The following is a 13,066-nucleotide window of genomic DNA, read 5'->3' as shown; positions in this document are numbered from 1 at the left end:
CCTCCTTACAAGGAATACGTTTTATATGGAATATACCTAACGTAGCAATCTCCACAAAAAACACCTTTGTACATTTAACCACAAATAGCGGCCAAAGTCAATGTACTTGTGAATCCTCTCCCTCTTTTTCGAATCAGGAAGCCTCCTCCCCTTCCCCCGCTCACTCACTTCGCTCTTTTATTCCCTTATTTCAAAAAATTTCTTTCGCCTCTCCTCCATCATCAGCATTCTATTGGTAGTTTTCACTCCTCCAAAAACTGCTCTTTTTAATTCCTTCATTCTTTGATTTGAATCCATCCTATTTTCAGATCGACGTTATCGGGTTCGTTCAAAAATAATGTCGGAAACGTTACCGGAAATTTTCAACAGAAAAATAAGCCTCTGTGACCAAAAGGCAACGGCTGTTATACACAGATCCACAAAAAGAACTGAATTGTGATTTAAATGGTCATAACCTGTGCATAACATTTTAGAGTAAAAAAGAGTTATTGTCGAAAACTGAACAAATTATAAACAATATCTTGTGTTGTGAATAAAAATTGTACACAACAGATTGAATTTGTGGATAAATAACCACCAGTCATTGAAATACAAGGCTTCTTTTGCTATGATGATATTACTTTTGAATGTGAATATGTTGTTTTACCCTCCATATTATCAACACCCTGTGGATAAAGTTGTGAACAAGTTCAATTTATCCATCTTTTTATTTTTGTGCGGATTTGGGATTCTGGGGATATATTCTACATTTTTCATTTGATTTCGACATATTGCAGTCCCGTTTTGGCCTGCGGGATCAAGAGAACGGATCGTGCCGCACATTCCCTCCTGAGAAATATCGCCTCTCTTCTGCTGATCAGCAGCGGAATTTCCATTAGCTATTTTTCAGGGTCATTTTGTGCTGCGTTCTCTCACCACACTGCCGCATGATTTAGGCGGCGGTATGTCTTTTTATGGCCTTCAACAACATTTTTGGGATTTTAGGCGTTTTGCCGAAGCGCCGAGAGCAGCTCTCTGCAGCTTAATTCGGTAAAATGTCAGGATTTAAAAGGAGTGACGTCTGTGGACAGCCATACCTCTGAACTATGGCAGCAAATTCTATCCATTATACAAACCAAGCTGAGTAAGCCGAGTTACGACACTTGGTTTAAGGCTACCAAGGCAGCGAAACTAAATGACCACTCCATTGTGATTTCTGCACCGACAACTTTTGCCGTGGAATGGCTTGAAAGCCGCTATACCAAGCTAGTCGGAGCAACGGTTTATGAAATTTTGGGCAAACAGCTAGAGGTCAAGTTCGTTATTGAAGAGAACAAGCCCGCCGAGGTCGACCTTCAGCAACAACCTCAGCAGCAGCCGGTCGTTCATGAAGAAGCTGTGTCCCATATGCTGAATCCCAAATATACATTCGATACATTCGTCATTGGATCGGGGAACCGTTTTGCCCATGCGGCATCGCTGGCCGTCGCCGAGGCGCCGGCCAAAGCTTACAATCCGCTGTTTTTATACGGTGGTGTGGGGCTGGGAAAAACGCATCTGATGCACGCTATCGGGCACTATATTTTGGAGCACAATCCGACCAGCAAGGTCGTTTATTTATCGTCGGAGAAGTTTACGAATGAATTCATTAATGCCATCCGGGACAACCGCGGGGAAAGTTTCCGGAATAAATATCGCAACATTGATATTTTGCTCATTGATGATATTCAATTCATTGCGGGCAAGGAATCGACGCAGGAGGAATTTTTCCACACGTTCAACGCGCTTCATGAGGAACGCAAGCAGATTATAATCTCAAGCGATCGGCCGCCTAAAGAAATTCCAACGCTGGAAGAACGGCTGCGCTCTCGCTTCGAGTGGGGACTTATTACGGATATTCAGCCGCCGGATCTGGAGACGAGAATTGCTATTCTTCGGAAAAAGGCGCGGGCGGAAAACCTGGATATTCCCAATGAGGCCATGATGTATATCGCTAATCAAATTGATACGAACATCCGTGAGCTGGAAGGGGCGCTAATACGCGTTGTCGCCTATTCTTCCTTAACAAATCAGGATGTAACAAGTCATCTTGCGGCTGAAGCGTTGAAGGACATTATCCCGTCCAGCCGTCCAAAAATGATCACGATTCAGGATATACAGCATCAAGTCGGGGAATTTTACAATCTACGGCTGGAGGATTTTAAAGCGCGTAAGCGGACGAAGGCTGTAGCTTTTCCACGACAAATTGCCATGTACCTGTCTCGTGAGCTAACCGACTATTCTTTGCCGAAAATCGGCGAAGCTTTCGGTGGGCGTGATCATACGACTGTCATTCATGCGCACGAAAAAATCTCCACATCCATTCAAGTGGATCAGGATCTGTTTAAAGTTATCAACAACCTAATAGAAAAAATCAAAAATCCAACCTGAACAAGTTCAGAGCCTATACACAATTTATACACATGTGGATAGGCTTGATTTTATTAGGGTTACAGTGACTTATCCACATATTCAGTGCGCCTATTACTATTACTAATATATTTTAAAGATATACATCACCTAAATAAGGCCCGCGTCAACGCGTGCTTGAAGGATTAAAACCCGTAGGAGGAACTTATGAAGATCAGCATTCTGAAAAACGTTTTGAACGAGGCTATACAACATGTATCCAAAGCGATATCAAGTCGGACTACGATTCCAATTCTGAGCGGTATTAAGCTGGATGTGAATCACCAGGGAGTAACGCTGACCGCCAGCGATACAGACATCTCCATTCAATCCTTTATTCCGATGGAGGATGGTGACCAAACGGTTGTTCAGGTTGAACAACCCGGTAGTGTTGTGCTGCCAGCCAAATTCTTTGTCGAAATTATCAAAAAGTTGCCGTCTCAGGAGATCCGTATGGAGGTAAAAGACCAATTCCAAACCTTTATCTCGTCGGGTGCAACTGAAATTCAGATTGTTGGCTTGGACCCTGAAGAATTCCCAGTGCTTCCCAACATTGAAGAAAATCAAGTCATCTCTGTGCCAGGAGATTTACTTAAAAATATGATTAAACAGACGGTGTTCTCCATTTCCACCCACGAAACGACACCGATTTTAACCGGCGTGTTGTGGAATCTGGCTGAGGGGGAACTGAAGTTTGTGGCAACGGACCGCCACCGCCTTGCCACCCGCAGCGCTCATTTGGAGACGTCTGAAGGCTTGCGCTTTAGCAATGTTGTCATTGCGGGCAAAACGCTGAATGAGCTGAGCAGAATTATTCCAGACCAAAATATGCTTGTGGATATCGTAGTAGCGGACAATCAGGTATTATTCAAAGTAGATCGGGTGCTATTTTATTCCCGCATCTTGGACGGCACCTATCCTGATACTTCTAGAATTATTCCGACCTCCTACAAAACAGAACTGATTGTGGATACAAAAAGTTTAAGTGAGTCAATTGACCGTGCTTATTTGCTGTCCCGTGAGGAAAAAACGAATATTGTAAAAATGCAGTCGTTGGAAAATGGCGGCTTGGAAATTTCCTCTAGTTCCTCTGAACTTGGCAAAGTGCGTGAGGAAGTAACTGTGTCCAAATTTGAGGGAGAGCCGCTCAAAATTTCGTTCAACTCCAAATACATGCTCGACGTGCTGAAGGTGATTGACAGCGAGCAGCTGACGATTGCTTTTACCGGCATTATGAGTCCCATTATTTTAAAACCGGCAGATTCCAGCAATGCGCTGTATATCATCCTGCCATATCGCACAACCAACTGACGTTTAGCTTTAACCCACCCGAGGACAAGCGAAAGGATGAATAAGCCTTGAAACAGATATCTATACAGACCGAATACATCAAGCTCGATCAATTTTTAAAATTAGCCGATTGTGTATCCACAGGAGGCATGGCTAAAGCCCTTCTGCAAGAGGGACAAGTCCGTGTGAATGGTGAACCGGAAGAACGTCGTGGAAGAAAACTGTACCCGGGTGATACCGTAGAAGTAGAGGACAACGGAAGTTTCGAAGTTACAGCAGGAGCATGATCGCCTGGGTGGCAAGGACTCCTTTTAGGTACGGAGTAACAAGGGGGACCCTATGTGTTTGTGAACAACATTGTTTTGCAGCAGTACCGGAACTATGAACAGCTGGAGCTGAATGAATTTGGTCCCGTTAATTTGCTAATCGGACAAAATGCGCAGGGCAAAACGAATCTGGTAGAGGCGATTTTTGTACTGGCTTTAACCAAAAGTCATCGAACGTCCCGCGACAAAGAGTTAATCTCTTTCGGGGCTACTTCCACTCACCTAGCTGCGGATGTGGATAAAAAATACGGGAAAATCAGACTGGATCTCGCGTTATCCACACAAGGCAAAAAAGCAAAGATCAACGGACTGGAGCAGCGAAAACTGAGCGATTTTATTGGTTCGTTAAATGTGGTCATGTTTGCACCTGAGGATCTCGAAATTGTCAAAGGAACACCGGGGGTTCGCCGCCGGTTTCTTGACATGGAAATTGGACAGGTTGCGCCAGGATATCTGTATCATTTGCAGCAATACCAGAAAGTATTGGTGCAGCGAAATAACCTGCTCAAGCAAGCTTGGGGTAAGGATATGGCTTCAGTACAGCTGATGCTGGAGGTATGGAATGAGCAACTTGTTGAGCATGGTGTTAAAATTGTTAAAAAGCGGAAACAATTTATAACAAAGCTACAAAAGTGGGCTCAGGCCATTCATGAAGGGATTGCAGGTGGGACAGAAGAGTTAAAATTAACCTATGTTCCCTCCTTCAGTGAGCCAGAGGAAGAAGATGAAGCTGTCTTATTGGAGCGATTTATGATAAAGTTATCCCAAATGAGGGAACAGGAAATCCGCCGTGGCATGACTTTGGCGGGACCCCATCGTGATGATTTGGCCTTTGCCATTAACGGCAGAGAAGTGCATACGTATGGCTCGCAGGGGCAACAGCGGACGACGGCCCTGTCCTTGAAGCTGGCCGAAATAGAGTTAATTCATGAAGAAATTGGTGAATATCCTGTCCTGCTGCTGGATGATGTTTTGTCCGAGCTGGACCCCTATCGTCAGACTCAGCTGATCGAGACTTTCCAAAGCAAGGTACAGACCTTTATCACGGCAACCGGGGTTGAGACTTTGAACGCAGAACGACTCAAGGATGCCAATATTTATCACGTCCACGACGGGCATGTGGAACACTAAGGAGTGAGTGACCGCTATGTATATTCATCTGGGTGGAGAAAAAATCATCCGCTCTTCAGAGCTTGTGGCTATTTTCGATATCTCGATTGAAAAATCCTCTAAAATCTCCAAGCAATACGTGAACCACGCCCAACAGCAGAAGCATGTCGAGATGATTGGCGAAGAGGAAGCCAAGTCCATCGTAGTGACTCAGAATACGGTGTATTATTCCCCCATCTCCTCAACAACACTCAAAAAGCGGGCAAACCAGTTTGTTGCCAATGCTTAACCATAGAATCTATAGAAGTAGGTGAAAGGCATGTCTATGAATCAACCGTCTTATGATGCGGGCGAGATTCAGGTCCTTGAGGGCCTGGAAGCGGTTCGGAAACGTCCCGGGATGTATATTGGCTCCACGAGCGCCAAAGGTCTCCATCATTTGGTCTGGGAAGTTGTGGACAACAGCATTGACGAAGCGCTGGCGGGTTACTGTGACAGCATTCAAGTTGTCGTTCACGAAGACAATAGCATTACCGTTACAGATAACGGTCGCGGTATTCCAGTAAGTGAACACGCCAAAATGAAAAAATCTGCGCTGGAAGTCGTTATGACCGTGCTTCACGCAGGTGGTAAATTTGGAGGCGGAGGGTACAAGGTATCCGGTGGTCTGCACGGGGTTGGTGTATCCGTAGTAAATGCCCTCTCCAGCAAAATGATCGTGCATGTTAAACGGGACGGACATCTGTATGAGCAGGAATATCATCGTGGTGCTCCGCAGTATGATGTCAGAGTCATCGGTGACACAGACGAGACGGGTACCCAAACGACTTTTTATCCTGACGATCAAATCTTTACAGAAACGACCGTATATGACTATGATACGCTCCAGACACGGATTCGTGAGTTGGCTTTCCTGAACAAAGGTATTGCAATCAGCTTGACTGATGAACGGACGGGCGCCAGCGATACATTTCACTACGAGGGCGGAATCAGTGAATATGTGCAATTTTTGAATCAAAAAAGAGAAGCGCTGCATGAACAGCCGATTTATGTCGAAGGCTCGCGTGATATGATTCAAGTCGAAGTGGCATTGCAATATAACGACAGCTATACCGAGAATATTTATTCTTTTGCCAACAACATCAACACCCATGAGGGCGGAACTCACGAATCAGGTTTCAAGAGTGCATTAACCCGGATTATTAACGATTATGCACGTAAAAATGGCTTGATTAAGGACAACAACGCCAACTTGACCGGTGACGATGTGCGTGAAGGATTGACGGCGATTATCTCCGTCAAAATTCCAGAACCACAGTTTGAGGGTCAGACCAAGACAAAGCTTGGTAACAGTGAGGTGCGAGGGATTGTCGAATCCCTATTCGCAGAGAAACTCCAGGAATTCCTAGAGGAAAATCCGTCTGTTTCCCGCCGGGTGGTTGATAAATCTTTACAAGCAGCACGTGCCCGGGAAGCAGCGCGTAAAGCGCGTGAGCTTACACGTCGTAAAAGTGCGCTGGAAATCAGTTCGCTCCCAGGCAAACTGGCGGATTGCTCCTCTAAGGATGCTTCGATTAGTGAACTGTACATCGTCGAAGGTGACTCAGCAGGAGGATCGGCCAAGCAGGGTCGTGATCGTCACTTTCAAGCTATTTTGCCGATTCGCGGTAAAATCCTGAATGTTGAAAAGGCACGCTTGGACCGTATTTTGTCCAGTGATGAAATCCGGTCGATGGTAACAGCAATGGGTACAGGGATCGGAGACGACTTTGACATCGCCAAAGCCCGTTATCACAAGGTCATTATCATGACAGATGCGGATGTCGATGGTGCCCATATTCGTACGTTGTTGCTGACGTTCTTCTATCGGTACATGCGTAAAATCATTGATGCAGGCTATATTTATATTGCTCAGCCACCACTATTCAAAGTGGAGCGTAACAAAGTTGTACGTTATGCGAACTCCGAGGCGGAACGTGATGAGATCATCAGGGAATTTGGAGAAAACGCGAAATACAATGTACAGCGCTATAAAGGCTTGGGTGAGATGAATGCGACCCAACTTTGGGAAACTACGATGGACCCTGAGAGTCGTACTATGCTTCAGGTAACTGTCAGTGACGCGATGTTGGCTGATACACTGTTCAATACCTTAATGGGTGATAATGTAGAACCTCGCCGCGACTTTATCCAAGAACATGCGAAGTACGTGAAAAATCTTGATTTTTAATGTTAACGTTCCTTCCTAGTGACTGTTTTATGTGCTCATTAGGTAGTATTTTGTAGGAGTTCACAAGGGGCGCCCAAATGGGCGTCCCTTTTCTTCTCATTAACCAGCCCGGGTGTATTTGAATATTTGAACTCATTGTTTTAGGCTTTTTTCTTAGAGCGTATGGTTTTACCCGTGGATGAAGAGTACCGGCCGTAGCCTACTGCATATCTGAATATTTTATGATAGAGGCTCTTGTTTGGAAGGGAAGAGAACACCTTAATTGCTGGTCTCGTATTAACCTCCAGAATCCACGGATAATTTTGCTGATCCAGTCCCACATCTAATCCAATTTCCCTTAAACGTGGGTATCTTTTTTGCAACTGCCAGGCTACCCGTTCGCCCATTTTTGATAATTTTTGCTCCAGTCGTACAGCTTCCTTTACATCCATGTATGGAGCGACCAGCTCATTGAAAAAGCGCGTTGTTCCACCGCTGTGATGATTGGTGACGACTTTGTCAGGAGCAGCTACGCGTCCTACAATAAGCGTTGTTTCCCATTGGTGTCTCAAATTCATCTGGGTTAATACCCTCAGATCGAAAGGGCGTGCTTCATGCTGAAGAAGTGGAATTCCACGCTGGATCAGATATGGACGTTTTCGTATGCGGGAAGAAACCACTTTATGCAGATCTTCTAGACTTTCGAAGGTGAAGGTATCTACTTCATAGCGAAGCACATACCAAGTTCTCTCTTCGATAATTCCTTCTTCTGTCGGTGGAAGCGGCTCTGTCAGCCTCTCTGCCCGCATAACCCCTTTTCCATAAGTACCGTTATCCGGCTTAATATAGACAGTACCATACACGGCCAACATTTCGTTCAAGTGATCAAATGTGTACAACCGTGTTTCTGGTACATAAGCCGCCAATGTCGGATTGGGGAGAATGGCATTTGTTTTGGTCCACTTACTGGATACTCGCTGAATAGACAAGTAATCTCATCCCTTTCTTTTCGAAATATGAGTCATGTACTTGGAATCCGCAACACTTTGACAAAACAAGGGAAACTAAAGGACAAGCGCGTAAAACAATGATATAATAGAGAAATACGGCGTTTTTCGGAATTTTGCTAAGTGAACCCTGACCGTATACGTATTGTATGTGGAAAAGGCCCTTAGGGTGGGGGCTAATCCCCAGCTCTGGGGAATTTGTTATGATCAGGGCTTGTGAGTTGTACAAGAGATAGCAATCTGCTACACGCAGAAAGAGAATGACGAGGGATTTACGCTGTAAAGAGGACAATGCGTTTAATTGTGCTCTTTTTGTGAAAGTAATATAATTACACAGATGAGGATTTCAGCCAAAATCCTGCGCAGAGAGCGGAGTGTATAGGCAGTATCTTGTTAGGCTTTTCACATAGAGAGCATTGTATTGAAGGATAAGAAGGAGGACCAGCATGGCGGATCAAAATAACTCGCAAATCATCAATAGGGATATCGGAGTGGAAATGCGCGAATCCTTTATGGATTATGCCATGAGTATTATTGTTAGCCGTGCCTTGCCTGATGTGCGGGACGGACTGAAGCCGGTACACCGTCGTATTCTGTACGCGATGTCCGAGCTAGGCATGTCGCCAGATAAGCCTTACAAAAAATCGGCAAGAATCGTCGGCGAAGTTATCGGTAAATATCACCCTCATGGTGATACGGCTGTATATGATACGATGGTACGGATGGCGCAGGATTTTTCCTTGCGTTATATGTTGGTGGACGGACACGGTAACTTTGGCTCCGTGGATGGAGATATGGCGGCTGCGATGCGTTACACCGAAGCACGGTTGTCCAAGATTGCCATGGAAATGCTACGTGATTTGAACAAAGAGACCGTTGATTTTATGCCGAACTACGATGGTGAAGAGAGCGAGCCCGTTGTATTACCTGCACGTTATCCTAACTTGCTGGTGAATGGCGTCGGCGGAATTGCAGTCGGGATGGCTACCAATATTCCTCCGCATAACTTGGGAGAGGTTATCGATGGTGTACAAGCACTGATCGAAAACCCTGACATTACGCCGATGGAACTTATGGATTATATTCAAGGGCCGGATTTCCCGACAGCAGGTTATATTTTAGGACGCTCTGGTATTCGTCAGGCGTACCAGACTGGTCGCGGATCTGTGACCATGCGTGCGAAGACCACCATAGAAGAGATTGGCAATAAAGCACGGATTATCGTGCATGAGCTGCCTTACCAAGTGAATAAGGCTCGTCTGGTCGAGAAAATTGCCGAATTAGTACGTGACAAACGTATTGAAGGCATTACGGATCTTCGGGATGAATCGGACCGTACGGGTATGCGTGTCGTTATTGAGTTGCGTAGAGACGTGAACCCGAATGTCGTTCTGAATAATTTGTTTAAACATACGGCCATGCAGTCGAATTTCGGTATTAATATGCTGGCCATTGTAAACAACGAACCGAAGATTTTGAACCTGAAGGATGTCTTGTATCATTATCTCAAACATCAGGTCGAGGTTATTCGTCGCCGGACGGAATTTGATCTGAAAAAAGCCGAAGCTAGAGCACACATTCTGGAAGGCTTGCGCATTGCCCTTGATCATCTGGACGAAGTTATTGCCTTGATTCGTTCTTCCCAAACTGCAGAAGCAGCTCGTGAAGGACTGATTGAGCGTTTCTCGCTCACTCTTGAGCAGTCTCAGGCTATTCTGGATATGCGTCTGCAACGCTTAACCGGTTTGGAACGTGAGAAGATCGAGAACGAATATAATGAACTAATACAAAAGATTGCGGAATACCGTGAGATTTTGGCGAATGAGCATCTGGTACTCAACATTATTAGCGAAGAGCTGAATGAACTTAAAGAACGTTTCGCTGATGAACGTCGCACTGAAATTACAGTGGGTGAAGAGAGTATTCTGGATGAGGATCTCATTCCGCGTGAAGATGTTATTATTACTGTAACCCATACGGGATATATCAAACGCCTTCCTGTTACTACCTATCGCAGTCAAAAGCGCGGTGGTCGTGGTGTAGTAGGTATGGATACCAAAGATGAGGATTTCGTAGAGCATCTGTTCATTACGAATTCACATCATCATTTGTTATTCTTTACCGACAAGGGTAAGGTGTATCGGATTAAGGCCTATGAGATTCCTGACCTTAGCCGGACAGCCCGGGGGACACCGATTATTAACCTGATTCAGATTGAACAGGGTGAGTCGATCAATGCGGTAATTCCAATCGAGGAATTTGTGGAGGATAGCTATCTATTCTTTGCGACCCAGCATGGAATCATTAAGAAGACACCACTTGACGACTATGCAAATATCCGCAAAGGTGGCTTGATTGCCATTAACTTGCGTGAAGATGACGCCCTGATCGAAGTGAAGCTGACGGACGGACAGCAGGAAATGATTATTGGTACAGCACAAGGCATGTCTATCCGTTTCCCTGAAAGTGATGTACGGTCTATGGGCCGTAGCGCTACAGGGGTTAAAGGGATCAACCTTGATAAGAGTGATGCTGTAATAGGTATGGATATTGTAGATACCAGCCTGGATATCCTGATTGTAACGGCCAAAGGTTATGGCAAGCGTACCCCTGTTGTGGATTATCGTATCCAAAGCCGTGGAGGTAAGGGGATCAAGACGATTAATGTTACGGATAAAAATGGTCCGGTTGTCGGTCTCAAGGTTGTAAAAACCGAAGAGGATCTGATGATCATTACAGCTAGTGGCACCTTGATTCGGACTAGCATGGGGGAAATCTCCACGATGGGTCGGAATACACAAGGGGTAAGGCTGATTAATATTCGCGATGATGATTCGGTTGCAACTGTTTGTCGAGCGAACAAGAATGAGGAGCAGGATGAACTGCTTGAAGAATTATTAGAGGATGGGGAAGCTGGAGAGGGCTCCTCTCTATCATCTGTTGAACCAACTCTCGAAATGAATACAGAAGATACGGAAGGTAACGACCCAGAATCTTCTGAGGGCGAATAAGAGCCTGCATATGGAAACAACAATAGTTATTAAATTTTAGATGGAAGAGACTCTCTGACTATTTGGTCGGGGAGCCTTTTTCTTTTTCTGGATAACGAATTCAGACAAGTATGCTTTAAATGGCATAAAATGAATGTACAGGATCAATCCCAAGTAATATAATGACATCATAACTGGCAGCTGGAGCAGCTGTTGTGAGAACAGAGAGGTTGACCATGACAACTGTACCCGTATCCGAATTAAAAGCAGGACTTAGATTGCAAAGCGATGTATTTACAGAAATGGGCAGCTTGCTGCTACCAAAAGGGCGCATTCTGCTACCGCGTGACTTGGAGATTTTACAGGCGTTCCTGATCCAGCAAGTTGAGGTAGGAATGGATGATCTTACAAAATCCAGTGGTGAGTCTACGACTGTTCGATCTGGAATATCTGAATCGCAAGGACCTTCGTTAGATGGGCGAGATGAATCTGAACAATTTCAGGATGAGTATGACAAAATGGTGATGCTCGTTAAGAACGCATTTCAATCGGTACTTGTCTCTAATTTATCTATATATGAACTGCGAGGACAATTGGAGTCCTTACTGGTGCACATTCAGCGCTATAATGTAATGACCTATACTCCGCCCGCCATGATCGAAGTGGACTATATTTTTCACAACGCCGTGCTAACCTCCCTTACTTCCTACTCCATTGCACAATGGATCGGATTACCTCAAAAGGATTGGATGCAAGTGGCTTTTGCTGGATTGCTTCACGACATAGGGAACGCTAAAATGGACCCGGCCATTCTGTACAAGCCCTCCAAACTAACGTGGGAAGAGCAAGAAGAAATACGTAGTCATACATCACTAGGATACCAGTTGCTTAAAAATGTGAAAGCTATTAACGAAGGTGTGCGTTTGGCAGCTCTTCAGCATCATGAGAAAGTGGACGGTACTGGATATCCACTACGTCTAAAAGGAGAACAAATCCACATTTACGCTAAAATCGTCGGAGTGGCTGATGTATTCCATGCCATGACTCTGGAGAAAACATACCGACCTGCTCAATCACCGTATCTGGTTCTAGAGCAAATCAAGTCAGAATCATTTGGAAAGCTGGACCCAAGTGTCGTACAAGTCTTTATTCATAAGTTAACCCAATTCAATAATGGAACTAAGGTGCGCCTCAATGATAACCGTACAGGGGAAATTATATTTGCTGATCGAGATCATCCGACTCGTCCGTTGATTCAAGTAGATGGGGAAATCATTAACTTAATGCTGCAAAGAGAGCTTTATATCGAGTGTATTGTTACTTAACTAAGTATTTTAAAAAAACAGTTGCACAATATAAAGAAAGTATGATATATTATTTCTTGTCGCTTCAAGTGTTATCAAAAAGAGCGAAAAACACTTTTGAAAAAAAGTGTTGACATGACTCTAGAGAATATGATACACTATAAAAGTTGCTGAGGGGTTGAAAGAAACACCGAGGCTGACAATGAATGTTTGATCTTTGAAAACTGAACAACGAGTGAGTAAAACGATTTTGTTCGCAAAATCAAACAAGAAATATTTTATCTCGTCAGTTTCAAAATGAGCTTATCGCTCTTTCTATAAACCAACTTCGGTTGGTCTTTAATGGAGAGTTTGATCCTGGCTCAGGACGAACGCTGGCGGCGTGCCTAATACATGCAAGTCG

Annotated in this window: 9 protein-coding genes and 1 rRNA gene; 9 read left to right on the top strand and 1 reads right to left on the bottom strand. The window is 44.6% G+C overall.

The window, feature by feature from the left end; translation table 11 throughout:
• Positions 1–1,062 precede the first annotated feature (1,062 nt).
• The 6 genes from dnaA to gyrB all read left to right on the top strand — a co-directional run bounded on the left by dnaA (position 1,063) and on the right by gyrB (position 7,383).
• Positions 1,063–2,409 (top strand): chromosomal replication initiator protein DnaA, encoded by a 1,347-nt coding sequence (dnaA, locus tag NLX74_RS04020; RefSeq protein ID WP_254327995.1) that lies wholly within the window; start codon positions 1,063–1,065, stop codon positions 2,407–2,409.
• Positions 2,410–2,595: 186 nt separating this feature from the next.
• Positions 2,596–3,738 (top strand): DNA polymerase III subunit beta, encoded by a 1,143-nt coding sequence (dnaN, locus tag NLX74_RS04015; RefSeq protein WP_029518977.1) that lies wholly within the window; start codon positions 2,596–2,598, stop codon positions 3,736–3,738.
• Between the two features lie 47 nt (positions 3,739–3,785).
• Entirely contained in the window at positions 3,786–4,004 is a 219-nt protein-coding gene (yaaA, locus tag NLX74_RS04010) for a S4 domain-containing protein YaaA (RefSeq protein ID WP_023986416.1), read from the top strand.
• A 54-nt stretch (positions 4,005–4,058) separates the two neighbouring features.
• A complete protein-coding gene (gene recF / locus NLX74_RS04005; protein ID WP_013308098.1) occupies positions 4,059–5,174 on the top strand; it encodes a DNA replication/repair protein RecF in 1,116 nt (371 codons plus the stop codon).
• Positions 5,175–5,190: 16 nt separating this feature from the next.
• Entirely contained in the window at positions 5,191–5,442 is a 252-nt protein-coding gene (gene remB / locus NLX74_RS04000) for an extracellular matrix regulator RemB (protein WP_007433255.1), read from the top strand.
• Positions 5,443–5,472: 30 nt separating this feature from the next.
• Positions 5,473–7,383: a DNA topoisomerase (ATP-hydrolyzing) subunit B gene (gyrB, locus tag NLX74_RS03995; RefSeq protein WP_061830445.1), complete on the top strand. Its 1,911-nt coding sequence runs from the start codon at positions 5,473–5,475 to the stop codon at positions 7,381–7,383.
• A 140-nt stretch (positions 7,384–7,523) separates the two neighbouring features.
• On the opposite strand, the gene NLX74_RS03990 is transcribed toward gyrB, so the two are convergent.
• The gene (locus NLX74_RS03990) at positions 7,524–8,351 is read right to left on the bottom strand and encodes a YheC/YheD family protein (protein ID WP_103049701.1); all 828 of its coding nucleotides are present in this window, start codon (positions 8,349–8,351) and stop codon (positions 7,524–7,526) included.
• A gap of 464 nt (positions 8,352–8,815) precedes the next feature.
• On the opposite strand from NLX74_RS03990, the gene gyrA reads away from it, so the two are divergent.
• From gyrA to NLX74_RS03975, 3 genes are all read left to right on the top strand, one after another.
• Positions 8,816–11,380, top strand: coding sequence for a DNA gyrase subunit A (gene gyrA / locus NLX74_RS03985; RefSeq protein ID WP_254327994.1), 2,565 nt, complete (start codon positions 8,816–8,818; stop codon positions 11,378–11,380).
• A 215-nt stretch (positions 11,381–11,595) separates the two neighbouring features.
• The gene (locus NLX74_RS03980; protein WP_254328326.1) at positions 11,596–12,684 is read left to right on the top strand and encodes an HD-GYP domain-containing protein; all 1,089 of its coding nucleotides are present in this window, start codon (positions 11,596–11,598) and stop codon (positions 12,682–12,684) included.
• Between the two features lie 318 nt (positions 12,685–13,002).
• Positions 13,003–13,066 (top strand): 16S ribosomal RNA (locus NLX74_RS03975); the annotation flags it as partial.

The sequence above is a fragment of the Paenibacillus sp. MZ03-122A genome (assembly GCF_024213325.1).
GTDB lineage: Bacteria > Bacillota > Bacilli > Paenibacillales > Paenibacillaceae > Paenibacillus > Paenibacillus polymyxa_B.
Note: the sequence above shows the minus strand (reverse complement) of the source record. Positions and strands in the feature narration are given on the sequence as shown.

Excerpts from the sequence above, each read along its gene's own strand:
- dnaN (WP_029518977.1), top strand. The coding sequence starts at position 2,596 with ATGAAGATCAGCATTCTGAAAAACGTTTTGAACGAGGCTATACAACAT.
- remB (WP_007433255.1), top strand. The coding sequence starts at position 5,191 with ATGTATATTCATCTGGGTGGAGAAAAAATCATCCGCTCTTCAGAGCTT.
- gyrB (WP_061830445.1), top strand. The coding sequence starts at position 5,473 with ATGTCTATGAATCAACCGTCTTATGATGCGGGCGAGATTCAGGTCCTT.
- gyrA (WP_254327994.1), top strand. The coding sequence starts at position 8,816 with ATGGCGGATCAAAATAACTCGCAAATCATCAATAGGGATATCGGAGTG.
- NLX74_RS03980 (WP_254328326.1), top strand. The coding sequence starts at position 11,596 with ATGACAACTGTACCCGTATCCGAATTAAAAGCAGGACTTAGATTGCAA.